This is a genomic window from Paenibacillus sp. FSL H3-0333 (genome assembly GCF_038002805.1).
GTDB classification, from domain to species: Bacteria; Bacillota; Bacilli; order Paenibacillales; family Paenibacillaceae; genus Paenibacillus_AQ; species Paenibacillus_AQ silagei.
The window spans coordinates 4,447,905-4,473,561 of record NZ_JBBODG010000001.1 but is presented as its reverse complement, the minus strand read 5'-3'; the positions used below and the strand labels follow the sequence as shown (position 1 = coordinate 4,473,561).

The 25,657-nt window shown below is 53.2% G+C and carries 18 protein-coding genes; 17 read left to right on the top strand and 1 reads right to left on the bottom strand.

Features of this window, described 5'->3' with window-relative positions:
• The first annotated feature begins 584 nt into the window (after window positions 1-584).
• From MHH78_RS20100 to MHH78_RS20090, 3 genes are all read left to right on the top strand, one after another.
• Entirely contained in the window at window positions 585-1,856 is a 1,272-nt protein-coding gene (locus MHH78_RS20100; RefSeq protein WP_341168574.1) for a BNR-4 repeat-containing protein, read from the top strand.
• Between the two features lie 206 nt (window positions 1,857-2,062).
• On the top strand, window positions 2,063-2,836 hold the full coding sequence (locus tag MHH78_RS20095) for an ABC transporter ATP-binding protein (RefSeq protein WP_341168573.1): 774 nt from the start codon (window positions 2,063-2,065) through the stop codon (window positions 2,834-2,836).
• 131 nt (window positions 2,837-2,967) lie between these two features.
• Window positions 2,968-4,182 carry a peptidase G2 autoproteolytic cleavage domain-containing protein gene (locus tag MHH78_RS20090; protein WP_341168572.1) on the top strand — a complete coding sequence of 405 codons (1,215 nt, stop codon included), beginning with the start codon at window positions 2,968-2,970 and terminating at the stop codon, window positions 4,180-4,182.
• Window positions 4,183-4,269: 87 nt separating this feature from the next.
• Here MHH78_RS20090 and MHH78_RS20085 read toward each other — a convergent pair whose 3' ends face one another.
• Window positions 4,270-5,568, bottom strand: a complete 1,299-nt coding sequence (locus MHH78_RS20085) for an alpha-glucosidase/alpha-galactosidase (protein WP_341168571.1) — start codon at window positions 5,566-5,568, stop codon at window positions 4,270-4,272.
• Between the two features lie 180 nt (window positions 5,569-5,748).
• Here MHH78_RS20085 and MHH78_RS20080 point away from each other — a divergent pair, with 180 nt between their 5' ends.
• The 14 genes from MHH78_RS20080 (at window position 5,749) to MHH78_RS20015 (ending at window position 25,568) form a co-directional block, all read left to right on the top strand.
• The gene (locus MHH78_RS20080; RefSeq protein WP_341168570.1) at window positions 5,749-6,639 is read left to right on the top strand and encodes an AraC family transcriptional regulator; all 891 of its coding nucleotides are present in this window, start codon (window positions 5,749-5,751) and stop codon (window positions 6,637-6,639) included.
• Window positions 6,636-7,385, top strand: a complete 750-nt coding sequence (locus tag MHH78_RS20075; protein ID WP_341168569.1) for an AIR synthase related protein — start codon at window positions 6,636-6,638, stop codon at window positions 7,383-7,385. The genes MHH78_RS20080 and MHH78_RS20075 overlap by 4 nt, the downstream gene beginning before the upstream one ends.
• A gap of 734 nt (window positions 7,386-8,119) precedes the next feature.
• Window positions 8,120-9,082 (top strand): NAD(P)/FAD-dependent oxidoreductase, encoded by a 963-nt coding sequence (locus MHH78_RS20070; RefSeq protein WP_341168568.1) that lies wholly within the window; start codon window positions 8,120-8,122, stop codon window positions 9,080-9,082.
• A 74-nt stretch (window positions 9,083-9,156) separates the two neighbouring features.
• The gene (locus MHH78_RS20065; protein ID WP_341168567.1) at window positions 9,157-10,581 is read left to right on the top strand and encodes a spore germination protein; all 1,425 of its coding nucleotides are present in this window, start codon (window positions 9,157-9,159) and stop codon (window positions 10,579-10,581) included.
• Between the two features lie 34 nt (window positions 10,582-10,615).
• Window positions 10,616-11,719, top strand: coding sequence for a GerAB/ArcD/ProY family transporter (locus MHH78_RS20060; RefSeq protein ID WP_341168566.1), 1,104 nt, complete (start codon window positions 10,616-10,618; stop codon window positions 11,717-11,719).
• Between the two features lie 18 nt (window positions 11,720-11,737).
• Window positions 11,738-12,916, top strand: a complete 1,179-nt coding sequence (locus tag MHH78_RS20055; RefSeq protein ID WP_341168565.1) for a Ger(x)C family spore germination protein — start codon at window positions 11,738-11,740, stop codon at window positions 12,914-12,916.
• A gap of 47 nt (window positions 12,917-12,963) precedes the next feature.
• Entirely contained in the window at window positions 12,964-13,182 is a 219-nt protein-coding gene (locus MHH78_RS20050) for a hypothetical protein (RefSeq protein WP_036727038.1), read from the top strand.
• A gap of 137 nt (window positions 13,183-13,319) precedes the next feature.
• On the top strand, window positions 13,320-14,270 hold the full coding sequence (locus tag MHH78_RS20045; protein WP_083684461.1) for an ABC transporter permease subunit: 951 nt from the start codon (window positions 13,320-13,322) through the stop codon (window positions 14,268-14,270).
• Window positions 14,264-15,169, top strand: coding sequence for a carbohydrate ABC transporter permease (locus MHH78_RS20040; protein WP_051478146.1), 906 nt, complete (start codon window positions 14,264-14,266; stop codon window positions 15,167-15,169). Before MHH78_RS20045 ends, MHH78_RS20040 begins: the two co-directional genes overlap by 7 nt.
• A gap of 114 nt (window positions 15,170-15,283) precedes the next feature.
• Window positions 15,284-16,888 (top strand): extracellular solute-binding protein, encoded by a 1,605-nt coding sequence (locus MHH78_RS20035; protein WP_143803561.1) that lies wholly within the window; start codon window positions 15,284-15,286, stop codon window positions 16,886-16,888.
• Between the two features lie 103 nt (window positions 16,889-16,991).
• Window positions 16,992-18,458: a response regulator gene (locus MHH78_RS20030; RefSeq protein WP_341168564.1), complete on the top strand. Its 1,467-nt coding sequence runs from the start codon at window positions 16,992-16,994 to the stop codon at window positions 18,456-18,458.
• Complete coding sequence (locus MHH78_RS20025; protein ID WP_341168563.1) at window positions 18,455-20,278, top strand: sensor histidine kinase; 1,824 nt, start codon at window positions 18,455-18,457, stop codon at window positions 20,276-20,278. Before MHH78_RS20030 ends, MHH78_RS20025 begins: the two co-directional genes overlap by 4 nt.
• Before the next feature lie 434 nt (window positions 20,279-20,712).
• Complete coding sequence (locus MHH78_RS20020; protein ID WP_341168562.1) at window positions 20,713-23,835, top strand: family 43 glycosylhydrolase; 3,123 nt, start codon at window positions 20,713-20,715, stop codon at window positions 23,833-23,835.
• Window positions 23,836-23,855: 20 nt separating this feature from the next.
• The gene (locus MHH78_RS20015; protein WP_341168561.1) at window positions 23,856-25,568 is read left to right on the top strand and encodes a hypothetical protein; all 1,713 of its coding nucleotides are present in this window, start codon (window positions 23,856-23,858) and stop codon (window positions 25,566-25,568) included.
• Window positions 25,569-25,657: the final 89 nt, after the last annotated feature.

Below are 25,657 nucleotides of genomic sequence, written 5' to 3'. Positions count from 1 at the left end.
AATTAAGCGAAAGTAGGCGGCAATCGTAAATGAAGAGCAAAAGTGCACCTGAATCCAGCGAATGCGGGCCGGACGGGGCAAATATAGTGCACTAGTGCCCCCGAATGTACCGGATACGAGCAAAACGAGCAAATAAGGAGCACTAGTGCACCTCCCTACGAAGGATGCCGCTAAAAGTAGGCGAAGAGTAAAAGAGAGTGGGCATTCATGCAATTTGGTGGAGCTATTACAATAAAAGCCGCCAGTTACAGCAATCTTGCAATAGTACAGTAACAATCCTTTAAGCAGCATGCTATTCTTGGGCCAGCAATAGTAACAGTAACACTAGCATCTAGCACATGTCACACTAGGACCAGGCATACGAACACCAGGATAGTTGCTGGGACGGGGAGGCGGGACCGGAGAAATATGTATGCGTTTACACTTAGTTGGTTTTGTGTTTGTCGGTAATTTTGTATTCGTCTTTTTCTTTTGTGTTCGTTTCTCTTCAATAACATTCCATTCAGTAGGCAGGTAATGCGTTCACATTGCTACCCGGTATCTATTTATGTAAGTAAGACCAAGAATTAAGGGAGGCGTAATCGTTGAAGCGGATCAAACAATGGATGCTTACTCTTGTGATGACGTTGCTGCTGACTGTAGTGCCAGCGGGGACGGGGAGCGCGGCGGCTGTGCTGGAGGAGGTGCCTTTTCCGATGGATTCCAGCAATCAGGCGGGATGGTGGTCTCCTCTTGCCACCTATGGGCTTGGCTATGAGTATGCCTATATGGCTTATAATGCTCCGGGGTCTATCCCCGGCAAGCATACAGTAGCTATTGCAAGAAGGGACAACGACGGAATATGGAGCAAGCTTCCGCTCATGGATGGGGCAACCCCTGCGGAATATCTGGACGATCTCGGGCACAACCAGCCTTCTATGGCGAGAGACGGGAGCGGGCGGTTCCACGTTTTTGCTTCCATGCACAGCAATGCCTGGCGCTATTACCGTTCAGATACCGTGGGCGGGATTCCGCAGAACCACTCGGACGAGCTGCCCGCAGGCATGACGGTAACCTATCCGGTAGTGACGACCGCTCCGAATGGAGACCTCTATTTGCTGGTGCGCGTTGACAAAGACCCGGCCGGCAAAAGAGAGGCTGTTCTGTTCCGCTGGAACAATGCCGATTCCGTATGGACTCAGGTCAAGACCATTGCGGCACATTTGAACCGGTCTGTCTATCCGGATGACCTGGTTTTTGATGCAAACGGCGACTTGCATATCTTATTCGAGTGGGCGTATTTCGCCGCCAGCCCGCTGCGGCATCAGTTGTCCTATCTGAAGTACAGCCCGTCCACGGGGGTATTCAGCAAAGCCGACGGAACTCCGGTCACAGCACCGGTCTCCCTGACTACTGCGGACATCGTGCAGCCAATGGCTCCAAGCGAAGCCTATGTGCAGAGCGGCAGTGACCCCGGCGGCCCGGGCGTGCAGAGTGCCAAGATGACGCTTGACTCTGCAGGCCAGCCGGTGATTGCTTACCGCTACCGTGAGGAGGGCAGCACTAGCTTTGCTGTGAAGCAGGCCACATACGGTGCAGGCGGCTGGTACTTGGAGACCGTCTACAACGCTACTCCCACCAATGCGTCGATCGATGTAACCTGGAACGTTACAGCAGCCAGAATCTATTATGTCCGAAGCAGCGGAGAGGGCCGTGCGTTCATGGCAGTGAACAGCGGCGGAGGCTGGACCGAGACCTCGCTTGCACCGGGTATCCCGGTTGAACGGCTGGCGGTAGACCGCAGCCCGAAGGGCATTGACATCTTGTACTTGGTAGATGTAACGAACCTGAAGCTTTACTATGGGCGAAATAACTAGGCTGGCCAAATTGATCACCGCACAACTATACTATCCACTTAATGAAAGGCCCGGACATTCGCCCGGGTTCTTTCATTTGCAGTTTGCACGGAATGGGCATCATTTCCAGGATGTAAGTCCGGGCAGGTCTAACAAGCGCAGAATACATTGAGCTGCTATAATGTTTCATTAGAAGATTATTACGAAGCAAGGGAGAGCACCGGAACATGATTATATCGCTTGAACAGGTGTCATGGCGGCGTGAGCAGACGATGATTCTGCATGAGATGAATTGGCAGGTGGAGAAGGGGCAGCACTGGTGCATAGTCGGTCTGAACGGATCAGGCAAGACGACGATGCTGAACGTTGTAAACGGCTATATCTGGCCGACGCAAGGCCAGGTGGAAGTGCTGGGCCACCGCTTCGGCGATGTGGACCTGCGGGAGCTGCGCAAGCGGATCGGCTGGGTCAGCACCTCTTTACAGCAGAAGCTGTATGGCCATCAGACGGCGTTGAATATCATTCTGAGCGGCAAATTCGCCACGATCGGGCTATATGACAAGACGGAGGAAGAGGATCTGAAGCAGGCAGAGGAGCTGCTGGAATTCCTGGATTGCTCGGCCCTGGCATCGCGAACTTATGATACCTTGTCACAGGGACAACGCCAGAAGATTCTTATCGCTCGGGCTCTCATTGCAAACCCTGATCTGCTCATCTTGGACGAGCCTTGTACTGGACTTGATATTTTTGCGCGGGAGCAGCTGCTGCAGATGATCGAGAAGATCACGAAGCAGGAAGGCGGCCCCACCTTGCTCTATGTGACCCATCATATCGAGGAAATTACACCATGCTTCACCCATACCCTGCTGGTTAAGAAGGGGGAAATCTATAAAGCTGACGAGACGGCGGAGTGCCTGAAGTCAGAGGTGCTCAGCGATTTCTTCGATACCCCGGTTGAGGTGCAGGAGCATCATAACCGGAGATGGCTTACGTTGGGTTGAATAAGAGGCGTTGCAGGCATCCATGACAAATAGTGTTTTGTACCCGGGAGACATGCCGTGTCCATTCCATCAAGTCCGCAATATTGTGTAGGGTAGGACCATAAAAACCACAATATTAGGAGGAATGGCTTATGGCAGATGAAGGATGCAATCAGACCGCTTCCGGATCTTGCTCACATGCAGAGGGGAACTCTACTACCGCAAGCGGGTTTGCTTCCCATGCTGAGGGGTATGAGACCACAGCCAGCGCTTCTGCGGCTCATGCTGAAGGGTACCAGACGCTTGCAGTATTGGATACGTCCCATGCCGAAGGGAGTGGGACGCTTGCATCAGGACCGGCCGCACATGCGGAAGGCTACAGGACCTTTGCAGTCAATGATGCTGCCCACGCTGAGGGAGGTTTAACTACTGCTTCCGGAACGCAATCACACGCTGAGGGTGCTCAAACGACTGCTTCGGGTGTAGCTTCACACGCGGAAGGGCAATATAGCGCCGCGAGTGGTGATTTTTCCCATGCAGAGGGCGGCGGGACCTTAGCTACTGCATCTGCTGCTCATGCAGAAGGTTTCCTCACTCAGGCAAATGGACTCTTCTCACATGCTGAAGGTTTATCCACCATTGCTAATGCGTTATCCTCTCATGCTGAAGGTGATACTACGGTCGTTCTTCCAGAACACACTAGTTCTCACATCATGGGTTCGAATGGTCAGACGCTTTATCCCGGTTCTTGGCATTTAGCCAATGGGGATGCTTCCACCCCCGGCTTGGCCGCTATTCTTCAAGGGTCTACCGGAAATTTATACCTTCAAGGTACTGTAATCTCTCCTGGGGCAGACTATGCCGAAATGTTTGAGACGGTGGATGGATTGCCGATAGAACCGGGTTATTTCGTGACCACAGAGGGTGAACGGGTCAGAAAGGCTACGCCAGCAGATAAATATATCTTGGGCGTTATCAGTGCAAGACCTTCTATCCTGGGAGATGCAAGTCATTTACACTGGAAAGGCAAATACGAAGTTGATGAATGGGGCCGGATCATCTATGCAGATCGGGAAGTGGAGGCTGTTACAGACATGAAGGGCAATGTTCTAACTCCTGCACATTCTGTGAGCGCGGCCGTTCTCAATCCTCAATATAAGCCGTCTCAAGCCTATGTGCCACGGGTTGATCGTCCGGAGTGGGTGGCTGTGGGAACAATGGGCAAGCTCCTGGTGCGGGATGATGGAACCTGTGAGGTGAATGGATATTGTATGCCTGGTGAGAACGGAGTGGCGACTGCTTCTGTCGAAGGGTACCGCGTTCTTGCCAGAACAGCACCGGATCAAATCCGAATTTATGTGAAATAGAGACGATTCAGCAAGCGGGCGCGGCTCAAAAATATAAAGCAGCGATTCTCCTGTTAACGGAGGATCGCTGCTTTTGTTGTAAAGAATTTATTGATACTTCGGCAACCAGTCACCATGAGCCGCGATCAGATCGTCGCACATGCTGACAATGTCGTCCATCGACAACTCGGCAGCGGTATGCGGGTCCAGCATGGCGGCGTGGTAGATATGATCCTTTTTGCGAGTCATAGCGGCTTCTATGGTCAGGAGCTGGGTGTTAATGTTGGTCCGGTTCAGCGCTGCGCACTGCGGCGGCAGATCGCCTACAAAGGTTGGCGTTACGCCGCTTCTGTCCACCAGACAAGGCACCTCGACACAGGCTTCACGCGGCAGATTGGTGATCAGGCCCGTGTTCATCACATTGCCGCCGATCTTGAACGGTACATCCGTCTCCATGGCTTCCAGGATGTAAGAGGCATATTCATGGGAACGCTCATGCGTCAGATCCTGATTGTTCACCAGCTCCCCGCGCATCTGCTCCCACTGCTTAATCTGTTCCACGCAGCGGCGCGGATATTCGTCCAGCGGAATCTGGAAGCGTTCGATCAGCTCCGGGTAGTTCCGCTTGATGAAGTACGGATGATACTCGGCGTTATGTTCAGAGGATTCCGTAATATAGTAGCCGAATTTAAGCATCATCTCGTAGCGGACCATATCGTAGTGAGACTCAAGCTGCTTTTCGGCCGCACGTCGTTTGATCTCCGGGTACAGATCCTCGCCGTCTCTCGTGACTTCAAGCAGCCAGGCCATGTGGTTGATGCCGGCGATTTTGGCTTGTACCCCTGTCTTGTCAATGCCGAGGTGGTCGAATAATCCGGGAATACACTGCTGCACGCTGTGGCAGAGTCCAATAGTATTCACACCGCCGTAAGTGTTCATGACATTCGTCAGAACAGCCATTGGGTTCGTATAGTTCAGGAACAGCGCATCCGGGCAGACCTCACGGATATCCGCTGCAAAATCCAGCATAACCGGAATGGTCCGCAGATTGCGGAAGATGCCGCCGATCCCTACCGTGTCCGCAATGGTCTGGCGCAGGCCGTATTTCTTGGGAATCTCAAAATCCGTAATCGTACAAGGGTCATACCCGCCGACCTGAATGGCGTTCACCACATATTTAGCACCGCGCAGCGCTTCCTTGCGGTCAGTATACATATTGACGGTACAAGTGCTGCCGCTGCTTTTCTTCAGATTCTGGAGCATACTCGCTGAGTCATTCAAGCGCTGAAGATCGATATCGAATAATGCAAGCTCGAAGCCCTGAAGGGCAGGTGTAGCCATGATATCGCCGAGGACATTCTTCGCGAAGACGGTACTTCCGGCACCGATAAATGTAACTTTAGACATAGTGATAAGCCTCCTATAAGATGCGTGAAAAGCCTTCTGTCATACAGCCGCTTGCGGATGAAACTGACAGAAATGTGCTGGAACAGAAGCTTTTTGCGCTGATTTCTACTATAATCACTATAGAATAGAACCGCTGCGCAGGCTATGGAGAAAGACAAGATACATATGGAGGAATGTTGCATGGACCCGGAGCATTATGAATTCACCCTGGGCATCAACCTGACGCCGGAGGAGCAGGAGCTGTCCGTGCTGTTCAGCGGGGAAGGGAGGCCGCATCCCGGCCACACTGTCGGGCCGTCCGTACATGATTTCTACCTGATCCATACCGTTCTGGAGGGTATAGGCCGGTTCCAGAGCGATACATTCTCGGCGGAGTGCAAGGCAGGAGATACCTTTGTGATTATCCCGGGGATGTTATTCAGTTATAAGGCGGACGAGGGCCACCCGTGGCATTATGCGTGGGTCGCCTTGCAGGGCATTGGCGTGCTGGATCAGCTTCGGACGGTCGGGATCACCAGGGAGCGGCCCTTCGCCCATTCGGAATCGGTCCCGGAGCTGCATAACCTGTATAAGGGCATCCGGAAATCCTTCAAGCAATCCGCATATCCACGGCTGGAGAGCCTGGAGGCTTCGGGCTGGGTGCGGCTGCTGCTTCACCGCTTCGGGCGGGACAATCTGGATCAATTGCCGCCGCATCCGTCTGAAATGCCGGAGACGATCGACCGGCAGATCGACCAGGCGATCCGCTGGATTACGCTGCAGTTCCACCAGCAGCTCAGCATTGATCACATCGCGTCTTCGCTCGGCTATCACCGTGTCCATCTATCCAAGGCCTTCAAGCAGCGGACCGGAATGTCACCTAAGCAGTATTTGCTCAAAGTGAGGATGGACAAGGCCAAAGAGCTGCTCGCAAGCCCGCTGACCATCGAACAGGTAGCCTCATCGGTCGGCTTCAATGACGCCCTGTATTTCTCTAAGCAATTCCGCAAAGCTACGGGCATGCCGCCGAGTGAATACCGGGCCGCACTTAGGAACGGGAACGAAAAAGATACAGGAGGATCAAGCATATGAAACTGCAAGTTCAGCGAATCCGTGATCTGACCATAGTACGGAGAGGGGGGGGCCGGGTGCTGGTCATCGGCTGCGATTCCAGCGCCAGCATCGGGAATAAGCCGATGGATGCGGTGCAGACACCCCCGGCTGTCGCAGGCTATTATGCTGCCAGAGTTGCAGTAATGGAGGTGCTGTCTGTGGGGGCGGAGATCTTAACAGTCATCGACACCCTGGCGGTAGAGAAGGAGCCTACAGGGAATGAAATTATCCGGGGCATCCACAGGTTGCTTCAGGAAGCCGGACTGACTGCCGCCCATGTGAACGGCAGCACCGAGGATAATTTCGTGACCTGCCAGACCGGTATCGGTATTACCGTGATAGGGGAGGCGGATGAGACGCAGCTGAAGCTGGGATGTTCACAAGCCGGCGACTGTATCGTGATGCTGGGCGAACCGCTGGTCGGCAGCGCTGTTCTGGAGCAGGAAGCAAGCCAGTGTACCCTCCGGCAGCTTCAGCTTCTGGCAGCCACGCCGGAGGTCCATGACATTCACCCGGTCGGCTCGAAGGGAGCCGGGTATGAAGCAGGACTGCTGGCGGAGCTAAGCGGCTGCAGCTTCCAGCCAGTGCCTGGAATAGAGGATAAGCTACAGGCATCCGGGGGGCCGGCGACAGCGGTGATTTTTGCGACAGAGGAACGTAGGATTAGAGAGCTTCAGTTCAGAATAGGCGGCAAGATGGAGATTATCGGTTACTTGCAGCCTTGAACGGCTTGCGTAAGATCCATACAAGTGCGAATCAAGGCGGCTTTGATTAAGGCAAATCTGCCTTGCCAGCAAACAAATGGATAAACGTATCTTAATTTTCCCTCTTTCTGCGAAATGCCCTGAAACAAGTGGAAAAATAGCAACTGCTGCTTACGGATTGGGCTGTTTGAGGTAACGAGTGATTATTTAAGTGCCATTTTTCCAATTGTTTCCTCAGCATGGCCCATACGTTCCTCAGGAAGTGGAGAAAATCCAACTAAATGCGCTCCCGCAAACATACACATCCCAGTCTCATCCGCTATCCAAGCGCAATGGGCGCTGCCAGCCCCTTGCAGACGGCGGAATGGTATGAGCTGAAAAATGTACAATCTTTCTATCAATTTTTCAATCAGCATAAGCATCTGTTTGAATAAGGCTTAATAAGCGCCAGGAAGCGCCACAATTGACATCATTCAAATTCAAAGTTATTATAGACACACATAGTCCTTAATAAGGGCGATGCAGATGTGTATTACAGATTGTTGATGTAGATTGGACGATGCAGGTTGGTCGACGCAGATGTTCATTGCAGATTGGCAATACAGATTGGCGACGCAGGTGAGCGATGGAGATGCGGTGTCTATTTTTTTGTAATATTCACGGACTACAGAAGTCTCTAATATCCGCGAATCGACCTGCCGTCACCGCCACACCAGACACCAACCACTCAAACCACCCACAGGGAGGAATTACAAATGACGAATCTGAAAAATAATGATGCAGCAAATGTAGTTAATACAGATGCAGCAAATGCAGACGCAGTAATTATCGGCGGTGGCCCAGCCGGCCTTAATGCCGCGCTGATGCTGGGCCGTGCACGCAAACGGACGATTGTGATTGATGCGGGGCAGCCGCGTAATGCGGTCACCCGGGAAGCGCACGGCTTTCTGACCCGGGACGGGATCGCTCCGTTCGAACTCCGGCGGATTGCCATAGAACAGCTAGGCGCTTATCCATCCGTTTCACACATTGAAGATACAGTAGTGTCCATTACCGGGGAGAATGGGGCCTTCCTGCTGGAGACGGCTTTAGGGCTTAAGCTGACCAGCAAGAAGCTGCTGTTCGCCGCAGGCATGAAGGACCGCAGGCTGGACATTCCGGGGCTGGCCAAGGTCTACGGGAAGAGCGCCTTTGTCTGTCCGTACTGCGATGGCTGGGAATTAAGAGATCAGCCGCTGGTAATCATCAGCAGAGGAGCAGCACTCATGCATCTGGCTCCGTTGTTATATGGGTGGACTAAGCAATTTGCGGTCTGCACGAATGGACCCGATGAGCTGACAGAAGCAGAACGCGAAGAATTGCGTGCCCACGCTATTCTGTTATTCGATACTCCTATTCGCGAGATTGCATCAGATGAAGGCATGGTTAACCATGTGAAGCTTATGGATGGAACAGAAATTCCGTGTACCGGAATATTCTTCCGGCCCGAGCTGGCTCCGGGAACGGATCTGCCGCATTCCCTGGGCTGCCGGATATCTGAGCAGGGTATCCTTGAAGTTGGCGAGTCCGGCCAGACCAGCGTGCCCGGGATCTACGCAGCCGGGGATGCCGCCTCCATGATGCATCAATCCATCGCTGCGGCCGCATCGGGCGCGCTGGCTGCTGCTGCGGTGAATGGTGAATTGAACCGGGAAGCCTGGAAGGCCGGGCTTGCATAATTTTTCCCTCAATAGCACAGAATAACATGACTATGAATATGAAATTCAAAGGATAGCGCAGGGAGGGAGTACGGATGAATACTACATCGGAAGCAGAACCGCAGACTCAGCTGACCCCGCAGCTGGCAGAGAATGAACAGGTGCTGCGCGGAGTGTTTGAGGGCTGTGAGGATGTGGTGTTCCATTCGTTCCAGACGATTCATCGTACTTCCGCGCTCTGTGTGTACTGTACAGGATTATGTGATACGGAGCGGCTGGAGCAGCAATTGCTGGCCCCGCTGGAGCAGACTGGTCTTGCAGTTGAAACGGCTGTGCAAGGGTCTGCTGAGGTTCCGCTCGCCTCGATTCACCGAATTGGGACCGTAGAACAAGCCGTAACAGCGATCCTGGACGGTGAAGCTGTGCTTTTGCTGGACGGCCAGGCTTCGGGTAAGGGCTATCCTCTATACAAGGTGCCCACCCGGACTCCCGAAGAACCGGCGGCTGAATCCACTGTGCGCGGTGCCCGTGACGGCTTCACGGAAGCTCTGGCTACGAATCAGTCTCTATTGCGTATGCGGCTTAAAACGCCAGCATTGAAGCTGCACTCTAACACTATTGGAGAGTACAGCCATACGAAGGTCACCCTCGCTTATGTGGAAGGAATCATTCAGCCGGGACTGGTCACTGAAGTCAATAAACGGCTAAGCCGCCTGAATATCAAGGATGTGCTGGAGAGCCAGTATATTGAGCAGGGCATCATTGACCAGCCCTTTTCACCGTTTCCGCAGATGATTGCCACGGAGCGCCCGGATGTGGTGGTCTCCAATCTGCTGGAGGGCCGGTTTGCGCTCTTGATTGACGGGACTCCCTTCAGTCTGATTGCCCCGGTCAATATGTTCTCCATGCTGCAATCCCCGGAGGATTACTACGAGAACATTTACATGAGTATTTTTGTCCGCTGGCTCAGATACATCTTCTATGCTCTGTCGCTCCTGCTCCCCTCGGCTTACGTCGCCATCACCACCTTCCATCAGGAGATGATACCTACCGTACTGCTGCTGAGTATCGCGCGGGCGAGAGAGGAGATCCCTTTTCCGGCCCTGGTGGAAGCGCTCATTATGGAGATAGCCTTCGAGGCGCTGCGGGAGGCTGGCGTCCGGCTGCCGAAGCAGATAGGTTCCGCTGTCAGTATCGTGGGCGCACTAATCATAGGCCAGGCTGCCACCACTGCGGGAATTGTCTCTGCACCGATGATCATTATCGTGGCTATCACGGGCATTGCTTCCTTCATGGTTCCGCGTTATTCCGCCAGTATCGCAACCCGTCTGCTGCGGTTCCCCATGATGATTCTGGCAGGCACGATGGGGCTGATCGGCGTCATGCTCGGCATCATCCTGGTGGTCATTCATCTTAGCAGTCTGCGTTCGTTCGGCAGGCCCTATCTGTCACCGGCAGCTCCGACATTCAGCAAGGGCTTGAAGGATGTATTGTGGATCTCGCAGCCGCGGAGCAAATGATGGCAGCCGGACTTCACCAGAGAAAGGGATTCTTATGTTGACTGACAAAGGGAAAATATCTGTTACCCAGCTGGCCTTCCTTGTTTTCCCCTCGATTCTTGCCACCGCTATCCTGTCTGTCCCCGGGATCACCATGCATTATGCAGGACATGATATGTGGTTATCGCCCATCCTGGGCTCGCTGATTGGAGTAACGGTTATAGGGATCTCGCTTGGACTGAACCGGCTTTATCCCGGCAAGACCATTATGCAGTCCAGTCTGCTAATCGCCGGGTGGCTGCCGGGCAAAGTGATCGGGCTGGGTTTTCTGCTCTTTCTGCCCCATTTGAACGGCCTGATTATTCTGGAATACGGCGAGTTCATTGTGAATAATGCACTTCCCAAGACGCCGCTGCTTGTCATTATGGGGACGATGGTTGCGGTCTGCGCGATTAATGTAAGGCAGGGCATAGAGGTAGTCAGCCGGACCGCCCAGGTGTTCGTTACGCTCCTGGTGGTGATGCTCTGCCTGATCTTTGTGCTCCTGACCGGAGAACTCCGGCCTGCCGAGCTGCTTCCGTTCATGGAGAACGGATTCGTTCCTATCGTCAAAGGCGCGGTGGCTCCGGCGGCATGGTTCAGTGAATATACTGTGCTGGCCTTTCTGCTGCCCTACATCAACAGCAAGAAACATCTGGGCCGGACGATGCTCGTTTCGCTTGTCGTAACGACACTGGCGATGACGGTGACCAATCTGTTCTGCCTGCTGCTGATGGGCGATTTGACGGACAGCTTTGCTTTTCCGGTGATGATTGCTGCACGTTACATTACGATTGCCGATTTCTTGCAGCATATTGAGGCGCTCATTATTGCGATCTGGATCTTCGGGATCTTTGTCAAAATCTCTGTCTTTCTCTACATCTTCGCCACCTCAGCCGCTGAATGGTTCGGGCTGGACGATTATAGACCGTTGGTGATACCGCTCGCCTTCGTAAGCATGGTGTTCTCTTACTGGGTAGTGACTGGCGCTGCGGGTGCGGCTGCGCTTATTAGCGCTTCGGCTAACATATATACAATGATGTTCCTGGTGGGGCTTCCCGCCGCAATCTATGGACTGGCTCTGCTGAAGAAGGGGCTGAAGCTTCTGAGCAAGGGATGATGATAAGGAGGGAGGGCAATGCGGGGCTGCAGAGTCATGATTATGCTGCTGCTGAGCAGTATACTGCTGAGCGGATGCTGGGACCGGACGGAGATCAATGACCTGGCCATCGTGCTCGCCACCGGCGTGGATTATAAAGACGGCCAGGCACAATTGACGGCCCAGATCTTCATTCCGCGTAAAGGAAGCGGCGGCTCGGAGAGCGGCGGGGCAGGCGAAAGCGCAAGCGGAGTCACCATGACCCGCACTGCTGAAGGAGTGAACATTGCGGAAGCCTTGAACCGGCTGCAGCGGAAGGTCGCCCGCCATATGTTCTGGGGCCAATGTGAGGTGATTGTGATCAGTGAAGAGGCGGGGAAGCAGGGGCTGCGTGAATTCGTCGATTTCTTCCTCCGTTATCCTCAGTTCCGCGAACATGCATATATCTTCTCCAGCAAGGATTCCGCCAAGGATATTCTTGCCCTGCTGGACCCGCTGGAGCGCAGCTCCTCCGAATCTCTCCGGGAAATGGCGAATATGAACCTGGGCACGCGTGTGACTCTGCTGGAATTATCCCAATCCATTCAGGGAGCCAGCGGTTCGGCCATCCTAACCCGTATCCTGATTGCTCCCCCGGAACCGAACGATGGACCGAATGCGACAACCCCCTCACTCAAGGGGTTAAGCCTGTATAAGCACGGCCGTTATTCCCTCACTGTAAAAGAACCGGTAAGCCTCGGAGTACTGCTCATGATTAATGAGCTTAATAATATTATCATGCCGGTTACTCTGGAAGGGGAGAAGGGGGCCTTCTCGATCCTGTCTAAACAAATCACCACCATGCTGAAGCCAAGCATCGTCAACCGGGAATGGATGATGAAGGTCCGGATTGTGGCGAGTGGGGAGGTCGTTCTGAATACAACCGATGCCAATCTGACTGATCCGTCGAAGGTGATGGCACTGAAGAAGGCATGGGAGAAACGGCTTAAGGAAGCTGCCGATCAGGCACTCCATATGTCCCAAAAGGAGCAGCAGACCGACTTTTACAGATTCGCCGATTCCTTCCGCAAACATTACCCGCAAGAGTGGAAGGCAAAGAAGGAACAGTGGGAGACTATGTACCCCGAGCTGCAGGTGGAGGTCTCCGTCAAGACGAGTATTACTGGTAACGGAAGATCAACCGGACCCCAAGGCATACCGGAGCAATCGGCCAACTGACAGAGGGTACGCCTGAATTCCAGCAACCATACAAGGATGTGGGAAGCATGAAAATGGCAATGATCCTAAGTATTCTGCTGCTGTCCTGCGGGATCATTATTTTTGAATTCCGGGGCAGTAAGGACAAGAAAGCCAGAAAGGTGATTGCAGGCATTACGTTTGCTGCGGCGGGACTTACCATTCTTCTGTTATTTCAACCAGGCTTGCCGGGTCCCACCGAGCTGGTGAAGCTGTTGTTCGGCAGAATCGATCTGATTATGAAATGAAGCTTAAGGCAGTCCCTCCGGGGGCTGTCTTTTAAGTTATTACCAAATTCATTTAAGCGATTACATTTTCTTATCTCCCGGGGTAGCTATAATGAAGAACAAGAGAGCTCCTTAATACAGCCGGAGGGATGGGAGAAATGAAAGCGGTTTTAAACAATCAGCAAGATCAAATCGGACTCACGCGAAGACACACCTTTTGGCTCAGGATCAGGAGAGATGGCCTACTCTACATCCTTTTGCTGCTGCCACTCCTGTACATTGCCATTTTTAAATATGCACCGATTTACGGCTTGATTATGGCCTTTCAGGATTACAATATTTTTCAGGGGACGAGTGGAAGCGAATGGGTCGGACTTGATGTGTTCCGGTTTATTTTTCAGCAGGACAGCTTCTACCGTGCCCTCAAAAATACGCTGGTCCTGAATGTGCTGGATCTGGTGGCGGGCTTCCCGGCCCCGATTATCCTGGCGATTCTGCTTAACGAGGTCCGCATGGCCCGATTTAAGAAATTAACGCAGACGATTCTCTATCTGCCTCACTTCATGTCCTGGGTAATTATCGGCGGGATTGTCTATCTGATGTTCTCCAACAGCGGGATGGTTAATCTTTTCCTGGATAGCCTGGGCCTGTCGAAAATTGAATTCTTGTCACAGAAGACCCCTTGGCTGGTCACCTATATTACTGTGGGGGTATGGCAGAACATCGGGTGGGGTACGATTATTTATCTCGCGGCGATTACCGGCATCAACAAGGAGCTGTATGAAGCGTCCGATATGGACGGCTGCAGCAGACTCCGCAAAATGTGGCATATTACACTGCCGGGCATTAAATCTACGATTAACATTCTGCTGATTCTTCAGATTGGCCGAATGGTATCGATCGGGTTCGACCGCCCGTTTGTAATGGGTAATTCACTGGTCAGCGAATACTCCGATGTCATCAGCACCTTCGTGTACAGAGTGGGCATCAGCTCGGGAGACTTCTCCCAGGCAACGGCCGTCGGGCTATTCCAGTCTGTGGTAGGTCTGACTCTGCTGATCGGTGCCAACTATATTGCGAAGAAATTGGGTGAGGATGGGATATGGTGAGAGCGGCAAGTACGATACGAACAGGGCGGATTGGCCGGAAAACAAGTGTGGCAGATATTGCGATTATAGTCTTTATAGTGGCTTTGTCGTTCACCTGCATTGTCCCGTTTTTATATATGATAGCGCTATCATTCAGCTCTAACGAAGCGATTATCTCGCAAAAGGTTAGCTTATGGCCGGTAGACTTCACTGTAGAGACGTATAAGACGATTCTGAGCGATGCCGATATGCTGTATACGCTGGGCTATAGCATTGTCCTGACGATTTTTTACACGGTGGTGTGTATGTTCCTGACGATCTGTGCGGCGTACCCGTTAACGAAAAAGCGGCTGTGGGGGAGAAACTTCCTGTTGTCCGCTCTGGTCTTCACGATGTATTTCAGCGGCGGTCTGATTCCTTCCTATATCCTGATCAAGAACCTGGGGATGATGGATACGATATGGAGTCTGGTGCTGCCGGGCGCGATGAGTGTATTTAATCTGATTATCCTGAAAACCTTCTTCAGCTCCCTTCCGGAGAGTCTGGAGGAATCGGCGTCCATCGACGGGTGCTCGGATCTGGGAATTCTTCTCCGGATTGTCCTGCCCCTCTCGCTGCCTTCGATTGCCACCTTAAGTCTCTTCTATGCCGTAGACCGGTGGAACGGATTCCAGGATGCGTTATTTTATATTACCAAAAAAGAGCTCTATCCCATGCAGCTCAAGCTGTACCAGATCATCTCAGCCAACCAGCAGCTGGACAGCCAGCAGGGCGGCGAGGGCAGTGTCGGCTCGTTCATCGTGCCAGAGTCGCTGAAAGCCGCAAGCGTCATGTTCACCACCATTCCGATTCTGCTGATCTACCCCAAGCTGCAGAAGTATTTCGTCGACGGTGTAATGACGGGCGCGATCAAGGGCTGAAGCGGTACACTCCAGGGAAGGGGGGATGCTTGGCTGGCGGAAGTTGAAGCTGCCTGGGCAAGGAAGCTATAATCTGGATTACTATCATGATAAGAGATGAAAGGGTGGTATACCGTGAAGACAGGAATCAAGAAAATATCGGCCGTTCTGTGCAGCACCGTGCTGCTGGCCGGCGTTGCAGCAGGCTGCGGCGGCAATGATAAAGAGAGCAAAGAGACAGCCGCGCCGGAGTCGTCTAATGCAGCAAAGTCCCCTTCTGATCCTCCTGCAAAGCTGACGGTGGAGGTGTTCGACAGAGGGGTTCAGGGCCAGCCGGATCTGAATAATAATTTCTGGACGAAATATGTGAATGAGCATTTCGGCAAGCCGAATAACGCCATTGTTGAATATGTACCGGTTCCCCGGTCCCAGGAGGTTGATAAGCTGAACGTATTAATGGCTGCGGGCCAGGCTCCGGACATCTCGTTCACCTATGACGGGACACTGGTGACCCGCTTTGCCAAAAGCGACGGCCTCTACACGCTCGATGAGCTGCTGGAGAGCCACGGCCAGCAATTAAAGGCTTATCTCGGGGAGAACGTTCTCGCTTACGGCAAATATAACGACAAGCAGGTATCCATCCCGGGCAAGCGCACCCTGCTGGCCTGGAACGGGATGTTCATCCGTAAGGATTGGCTCGACAAGCTCGGGATGCCGCTTCCGACCAATAGAGATGAGTTATACAATACGCTGGTGGCCTTCCGCGACAAGAACCCGGGCAATGTGAACGGTGTCATTCCCTGGGCAACGGCGGCAGCCGGCATGAACTACACCTTCGGCAACCTCGTTCAATCCTTCTGGGGCCAGATGTCAGAGGAGGAATTCGTCACCACGCCGAACTGGCTGAAGCCGGGCAACAAGGATGCGTATAAATGGCTGAATAAGCTGTATAATGAGAAGCTGATCAGCCCCGATTTTGCCCTGGACAAAACCACCAAGCAGGCGGATGCCGATGTCACCAACGGCAAGGTCGGCTTCTATGCCGCCAACTGGGATTATCCGATGACCCAGAAAATCCGTGTTCCGCTGAAGCAAAACTCGCCGGATGCCCACTATGTTCCGGTGGATACCTTCAAAAATGCCGAAGGCAAATACCTCAAAGAGGTATATAATGAGAACGGAATCTTCTCCTTCATTCCCAAAAGCAGCAAAAACGCGGAGCTGGCAGTCAAATATCTGAACTGGATGGCGGACCCGGAGGTGATGTTCTTCCTGCAGTTTGGTGAAGAAGGCGTTCACCATACTCTGAAAGACGGCATCCCGCAAGGGATTGCACAGACCGGCGAGAAAATGCAAATGAGTAATCTGAACATGGATTATACGATGATTGTTAACGGCGCTGAGCTGGGCGACACCGAAAAGAACGTCAAAACCTATGCCGCAGCCCTGGCCTCCGGGGATAAGCAGTATGAGGAGCTCGCTATGGAATCGTACAAAATTAACACAACAGACGGCTATTCATCCTTCTATTACGGGGTGCCGAACGAATCCAACATCAAATACGGCAAGACGCTGGGCGATATGAACAAGCAGATGATTGACCGGTTGATCGTGGCCAAGGAGTCCGAATTCGACGCCTTGTACGATAAGCTGGTCAAAGAATACATGGATGCCGGCGGTAAAGCGGTTCAGGAAGAGAATGTGAAGAACTACAGGGAAGTCACGGCGAATAAGAAGTAACACCTGAAATACGGATAAACCACTGGCTGTTCATTGGCCTGGTTTATCCGCATTTCCTTTATGTAACCACATCAGAAGAATCCACAGTCTCAGGAGGATATCCATGTACAAGGTCATTATTGTAGATGATGAGTCGTGGGCGATTAGAGGGATCAGCAATGCCTTTGACTGGGAGCAGTATGGCTTTGAAATCTCGGGACAGTTCACAAGTGCATATCAGGCGTGGGAAGCCATCGCCTTGCAGGAGCCGGATCTGGTGGTCACAGATATCCGGATGCCGGAGATTTCCGGGCTCGATCTGATGAAGCGGGCCAAAGCGCAGGGCATAGACTCGGAATTCGTCATTATAAGCGGGTATGCGGAATTTGAATACGCCCAGGAAGCGCTGCGCTACGGGGCCTTGGATTACTTCCTGAAGCCGCTGGATGTGGATATGACCGATACGTTCCTGGCGAAGCTCGCCCTGCACTTCTCCCGGCGAAGTGAGGCGCGCAATCATCTTCTATTGGATGCACTTACCTCAGCAGATGAAGATGAGATCAGGCGCTGCCTTCCTGCCGGCATGAGTGCAGGCTGCTGCCGGGTGCTTGCTGTCCATTATGAGGCAGACCGGCCGAAGCTCGGCGAATTGCTGAAGCTGGACGGGCAGCCGGTTCATGTGCTGGAGGTAGAGAACGGAGCAAGCACCCTGCTGGCGGTTCTGATCACAGAGCAGGAGAGTGAGCTGGAAGGAATCACGGATGATTGGCCTGCGGCCGCAGGCAGTCCAGGGCTTCCTGTGGTGGGGATCAGCAGTATCGGCAGCGGGCTTAAGCAGATCAGCAAGCTGATCAAGGAAGCCGAGCTGGCGGCCTCCCGGGTATTCGTGGATGAAGCTTCCGGCGCGGTTCACTATAATCCCAAGCTGCCTCAGGTGAAGCCCTGTATAGATGAGCTGCACTCTATAGTTCATGGTAATCAATATGACAGCATCGAGACATTCATCTTGGGCTTGCAGGAATACTTCAGACTTCATGAGCTGGGAATGATTGAGGTGGTCTACTTATGGAATCAGGCCGTCGGACTTCTGACGAGCGCCTATTCGGAAGAACTCAGAGACATGGAGCTGGAGTTCCTGAATTATGCCGAGCTGAAGGAGCGGTTCGAGGATCTGGAGTCGCTGTGCAGCTTCCTGTATGACGTTCTTACCGTGCTCCGGCAAGGGAATAGCCGTGCTTTGCAGGAAGGGGATATTCTCTCCTGCTTCAACCGGATGGTCGCCTATATCGACCGGAATTATGAGCAGAAGCTGTATCTGAAGGAGCTGTCGGTCCAATTTTTCATCAATCAGGTGTATTGCTGTCAATTGTTCAAGAAGAATCTGGGCAAAACCTTCTCTGAATACGTGGCTGAGCTGAGGATCAGGAAAGCCCGCGGGCTTTTGCAGCAGACAGACCTGTCCATTGAGAGCATTGCCATCCAGTCCGGGTATGTAGATTACTATTATTTCAATAAGGTGTTCAAGAAGCACTGCGGGATGACGCCCGCCAAATTCAGAAAAAGGGAAAGTGAACGGAGCAACAGGCCATGAAGACCGGCAAGGTGAAATTGAAGCATCAGCTATGGCTGTTCATCGTGTGCTCCATCCTGATCTTCATGGTCATGGAGTTCTACTTCTTCTACAGCTTCTCGAATCTGACACAGAAGCGGGCGGTCACCTACAGCAACAAGATGATTGAGCAGACCCGCCGCAAGATTGATTCGGTGTTCAATGATATCCGGATCAGCACCGGCTTTGCGGTCAACAGCAAGCTGATTCAGGAATTCACCATAGCCGATGATGATTACAAAAGGGCGTTCGACAGCGCTCCCTATGCACTGGATCTGATGGAATATATGCGGTCCTTCAATTCCTATGTGAAGGGCATCATGATCAATGACCTCCAGGGAAGACGCCTCTCCAGTGAGGATTCTGCAAGCGGCGATATTTTTTATATTAATCTGTATGAGACCTTTATCCGACCGTACAAGAACGATCCTGCGCTTCGGCAGAAGGGGAAGTTCACCGCCATTCTAAAGGATGACCGGACAGGGACGGAACAGTTCTTCTATATTGCTCCCATTGTGGAGTCCATCGGGGGCGTCCATTTCTCACAGATTACGGGTTACTGCATGGTGATGGTCAATATGGACAAAATGCAGGGACTGGTCGCGAATACGGAATTAACGCAGAACTCCACCTTGTATATTCTGAATAACCGGGACGAGGTGGTTGCCTCCACCAATTCCTATGCGCGGGGCAATGTGATCAAAGATGTGCTGTCTATGGACAAGAACCAATTGCTTAACGGGGTAAAAGCAACGATCGGCGGCAAGGAGGTTCTCGTTCAGGTTAAGGGGCTGGAGCAGGCTGACGGGTGGCGTGTGGTCAGTATGATCCCGGTGCAGGAACTGACGGCTGACATGATTCCCATGCGGAAGGTCAGCATTATGGTGGGCCTTGGTATTATTGTGAGTATGATTATTACAGGCAGCTTCTTCTTGCACAATCTGATGCGTCCCCTGATGGGACTGGTCATGGATATGAAGAAGGTGGCAGGGCGGGACAGAGGCTTCCGGATCAAAGTCCGGTTCACCAACGAGGTGGGCCTGCTGGCCCAGGATATTAACCGGATGATGGACGAGATGGACGAAATGACGCGGGAGATGTTCAATACCCAGGCCAGACTATATGAATCCGAGCTGAGCCAGAAGCAGGCGGAGTTCTCTGCCCTGCAGAGCCAGATTAATCCCCACTTCCTGTATAATACGCTGAATTGTATCAGCAGCATCGGACTGGAGTACGGAAGCCGAGAGATTGCGCAAATTACGTACTGCATGTCCAAGATCTTCCGCTATAGCATCAAGAAGGATGATCTTGTGCAGATCCGTGAAGAGGTAGACTGCATACAAGCTTACATGAAGATCATCCTGATCCGCTACGAGAATAAATTCTCCTTGTCGCTCGATGTGGAGGAGAGCTTGCTGGAGCTGTCAACCCCTAAGATGATCCTCCAGCCCATCGTGGAGAATTCGGTCTATCATGGGCTGGAACGGATGGATCAGGGTGGAAGCCTTCAGATTACCGGGAGCCTGGATGCGCGCGGAGATGTGTGCTTCTGTATTACGGATACCGGAAGGGGAATGGAGCCGGAGGAACTGGCCGCCCTTCAGGCCAAGCTTGGCCTGGAGCATAAGGAGCTGGCTCTGACCGGGCAATCGGCACAGGGCATCGGGCTGCTGAATATTCATAACCGGCTCCGCCATCTGTTCGGAGAAGGCTACGGACTTACCGTTGACAGTCGGCTGGGCTATGGGACAACCGTGAACGTGAAAATTCCGAAGCTGCCGGGAGGAGTTAATAGTATATGAGTTTGGACAGGGTACCTCCGTTTATCGGGAGGTGCCCTGTTTGGCTGCATGGGGGAGGGCAGGCTTCAGGATGATTCAGGCGGGAAGGGGGAACAGTTGGATTTAGTCCACCTGCTGATGGAGATACAGCCTTGCCTGGCGCAGCAGGTGGATAAACAACACTTACTCAAGCGCTATTTACTTAAAGTGCCTGAATCCGTGAGCAGCAGTTGCTCTTTTTCCACTTGTTCCCCTGCAATCGCCAGATGTCGAGAAATTAAGCTGCGTTTATCCAATTGTTTGGTTACTAACCTGGCTCGTCGCCGCACTGTAATTATTTTCTACTAAAACGGTTACAAAAACAATTTAAGATAGTCCATTTTTTTAAGCGGTCCTGGAGGGTATTATGAGTACGCTAGCCGGAGTCATCATTCGAACGAGAAGGAGATGAAAAAATGAAAGCGGTTAATTCAGCCCGGAAAGAACAGAAGTGGTCCAGAACAAGCGTCAAAGCTCTGCTGCTCAGCCTAGCGGTCCTGCTCATGCTGCCTCAGTGGGGAGGGAGAGCTGCGGCGGAAGAGTCGGGGACGTCACTACCAGAGCCGGTAGTGGCTGTACAAGGAGGAACGAATGTGACGGATTTCTACAATGTCATCATGCAGACCGGGGCCGATCCCTGGGTATACAAGCACACGGACGGCTATTATTACAACACCTTTGTTAATGCCAGTGGAGTGATGGTCCGCAGGTCGAAGACGATTACCGGTATTGAGGCAGGCGAGCGGAGTCTGGCTTGGTCGCCAGTTAAGGGAACCATGTACAGCTCCAACGTGTGGGCGCCGGAGATGCATTATCTCAAAGATACGGACGGCCAGTACAAATGGTATATCTACGTTGCAGCCGATAACGGAACCAACGCTAACCACCGTATGTATGTGATGGAGAATGCCAGTGCCGATCCGATGACCGGAAGCTGGACCTTCAAAGGCAAGATTACCGATGCCACGGACCGATGGGCGATTGACGGCACTGTGCTGACGATCGGTGACCAGCACTACTTCATCTGGTCCGGCTGGGAGGACACCGATGGCAGCTTTCAGAATCTGTATATCGCCAGAATGAGCAATCCATGGACGATCAGCTCGCAGCGCGTGCTCCTGTCCACACCGGAGTATGACTGGGAGACCTCACCCGGCCGGATCAATGAAGGCCCGCAGATTACGATCAAGGGGAACAAGATCAATCTGGTCTATTCCGCCAACGGAAGCTGGACAGACAGCTATAGTCTCGGCTTGATCACCGCCAGCACCAGCGCTGATCTGATGAATCCCGCTTCCTGGACCAAGCGTAATCAGCCGATCTTCTCCAGCGCGAACGGTGTCTATGGCCCGGGCCATCACAGCATCGTGACCTCACCGGACGGGACCGAGGACTGGATCATCTACCATTCCGCCCGCTGGCCGGGCTCAGGCTGGACCCGCAATGTCCGCGCGCAGAAGTTCTCCTGGAACGCAGACAACACGCCGAACCTGGGAGAGCCCGTTAATCCGAACAGTCCGATAGCAATCCCATCAGGCGAGCCGGCCCGGATTCGTTATCAAGCTGAAGAAGCTCTGCTTGTAAAAGATCCCGCTGGCACTTCATCCCCGGCAGTCCGGCGCGAAAGCTCCGCCTCCGGCGGGATGAAGATCACCAATCTGGCTAACGCTTACGACTACGCCCAGTTCAACGTCAACGTGCCGGAAGCGGGCTTCTATGTGATGTCCGTGCGCAACAGCAACGGCTCTGCGAATGCGGGGGATGCCTCCCATATCCTGTCGGTCAACGGCGGGCCCGGAGCGTCGATGAATATTGTCTATTCCGGCGCGAACCGCTGGGGAGCCTCCACGGCGAAAATCTATCTTCAGCAGGGAGACAACGTTCTCCGCTTCACCAAGGGGAATAATCTGGCCGACATCGACAGCCTGGATCTATCCCGGCTGAATACAACGGAGCTGCTGTTCGGGACTCCCGGATATACGCTTGGTCTTAACGAGACCCGCAGTCTGCCCCTTTATACAGTAACAGGAACTACCTATGCTGCTGTCACGGCAGGCGTGATCCTGACCTCGTCCGATACGAACGTAGCCGTGATTCAAGCAGGGAATCAGGTGAAGGCCGCCGGGGCAGGAAGTGCAACAATTACTGCCGCCTACAACGGCCGGACTGCTACCGTGGCAGTTAACGTCAAGGCAGATCCCAGAACGGTACAGTCCTTGGCACTCACCGGACCGGAGCCTGTGCTGATCAGCGGCCAGACCAGCTCACCGTTGCGGGCAACAGCATATTACAACAATTATGAAGTTCAGGATGTAACAGGAAGTGCGCAGTACACCAGCAGCAATCCAGGCGTGGCGGGAGTTGACCCGGCTACCCATACGGTAAATGCCGTTCAACCGGGCATAGCGCAAATTACAGCCGTATCCGGCGGCAAGCAAGCTACCTTCCACATAACAGTCATTGCCGCTTCCGATGCCGTTCAGGTCACTTCAACAGTGAAGATACCTTCAGGCGTGGTTCCCGTGCTTCCGGGCGTTGTAAATGCCGTCTACCACAACCAGACGGTTCAGGCCCAGGTGACCGGCAGCGAGACGGCAGGACTGGACTTCAGCACCATTGGCACGGTTCAGATTCCTGTGACGCTCAAGATCAGCGGCCAGGAGTTCTCCTCCACTATCTCTGTAGAGGTTGTACCTGGTTATGGTCTGGATGAGATCGTGAATCAGCTTCGCAGCAAGCTGGCTAATAAATCCTATCCGCTTGGAAGCGGGGCAGGCAATTATAGCGCAGCCAAGTATGCTGACTTCGTGGCCGCCGTGGATCATGCGGAGGGGCTGGCCGGTAATGCAGAGCTGACCCAGGCACAGTTCAATGCAGAACTGAACGCACTGGCTGAAGCGGAAGCTGCCCTGCTGAATTCGCTGAATACCACGCAGAACGGCATAACTTATAAGGCGTACCGGGATTTCTCCGGCGATACAGCAGGCAAATATCCTTACGGCATTACTACGCAGGATTTGACGAATGGCGCTACGGCTGTAGTCCAGGAAGAAGCCGGCAACAAATTTCTGCGGCTGACCACGACCGCGATATCAGGCAAAGCCAACCTGTTCCTGCCTTATCTTGGGGAGGTTAGTGCTGCGGGGAATCAGCGCATTGTCATAGAGTACCGCGTCCGGTTAAACAGCAACTTCCAGTATGCCAACGGCGCCATGGTAAGAAATGATAGCGGTACAAGCAACTATTCGATGGTTACAGCGTTCGATTCCGGTAAAATCCTTGTGCAAAATGGCGGTTCCAACAAGGTCAAGGTGAGAGACTTCTCGCTGGGCACATGGTACGCCATCAAAATGGTCGCGAACTGGGATGCCAAGACGTACAGCGTCTATATTAACAATGAATCTGTTCCGGCCGCTACAGATTTCGCCTTCCGCCATACCGGCGGCAGCTCACTGACAGGACAGCTGTTCGGCGTCGACGGTTATGCGAATGCGTCCATCGACTTCGACGATTTCAAGGTTAGGGTTACCGGAGATTAACCAGCGGAGGGATAGACAACATGTCAAGTCAGGTCTACGAAAAGTTCACGCCGTTACACAATGCCAAGCTCGTTCTGGGGTATCTGACCTCTATGGTGGATGAGCAGGAAGACAATCTTCCCTACTGGCTTATACTGCCGCATAAGAAGCCTGCCGAGGCTGCCCATTGCCGGGTGGACGATGCGGAGCTGGTCGGCTCTTGGTATGAGGCCATCGATGCGGTGCGCAAAATGCTGAAGACGGAGGAAGGCGCTGCGGTGCAGCAATCCTTTTACCGTCATCTGATGAAGTCCTGGGGGGAGCACGGCCTGCGCTTTCATGAGCCTTATCCGTGGACGCATACGAATCATAGCTCTTTTCACGAAATGGGCTATATTCTTCCCGCGCTGAACCGGATGCTGGAGAATGATCCCGGGGATGAGGAGGCGGAGAGGAGAGCAGCTGGGCTGGTCAGGGGAATGCGCTCCCTGGTGATTGAGCGGAAGGTCCGAACGTTCTGGTCGGGGGACTATGAGGAGCAGGAGCCGCTGTACGAATTCCCCAATGATGTGTACCTGAAGGACGGCGGCTTCGAGCTGTCCAGGCATACCGGGCGGGGGGAGCAGGCGATCCGCAATGCCATTGTCCTACATTCTCTGGTGCGCAGATATGAAATTGCCGGAGATGAGGCCGCGCTTGATCTGGCAACGGGCATTGCCAACCATCTGCTCGGACCTTCGCGCTATTTCAATTACAGGATGGAATTCTTCGGACATGTCCATTCCGCAGGCTGGGTAGCTTCCGGGCTGGTACGTCTGGGCCGGGTAACAGGCAAGGAGCGGTATATTACCGCAGGTAAAGGAATCTATGATTATATCCGCAGCCTGTCCTCCTCCTTCGGCTGGGTGCCGGAATATGCCCAGTGGCATCCGCCGCATGAGGAGCATTGCGAGACCTGCTGTATTAAGGATATGATCGAATGCGCGAATGAGCTGATTCTGGCCGGGTATGAGGAATATTGGGAGGATATGACCTTGTTTGCGCGGAACCAGCTGGTGGAGAATCAGCTTAAGGTATCTTCCTACGTGGTCACAGACAACACCCGGCCTGACGAAGCAGGCTTAACCTACAGGGAGATTGATACAAGAATGATCGGGGGCTTCACCGGTGGCTCGCTCGTGAATTCCATGTCGCTATCCAAGTTCCGTTCCATTGCGGGCTGCTGCGTCGGCATGGCTCCGGTGGCCCTTGAGATCGTATGGAACCGGGTGGTGGAATTCCATGACGGAATGGTAATCGTCAATATGCCGGTGGATAAGGAGACGGAGGAGGCGACCGTCACCATGAGCTATCCCGACCGGGGCTATATGTCCATCACAGCCAAGCAGCCATGCGATGTTGCAGTACGGGTCTATGACTGGATGGGTCAGAACCTCAGCATGAAGATTAACGGAGCCTTCTGCACACCCGAGAGGGAAGGGAATCTGCTTGTTATCCGTAGTATAGGAGCAGGGGATACTGTAGAGCTGGAGCATCAGCTGGAAACGCTTACTGTGAAGGAGACGGTGCGCGGTGAGGAATACAAGGTATACTGGAGAGGCTGTGATGTCGTGGATATCTCTCCCCGGGGAGAGCATTTGAGACTATATCAGCGGGATCTGCGCATCCCGAAAGTGTATCCCACGCCGGAAGATGTTCACTTCACCGGAGCGGCGAATTACGGGCCTACCCAGCAGGCGCAGGGGAGCAAGTGATTTTAGCACTGGAGCATTAAGCCGCAATTGAAAAACCGCACCCCGCAGGCGTTGCTTGCGGGGTGCGGTCTATTGGCGCGTATTTGCAG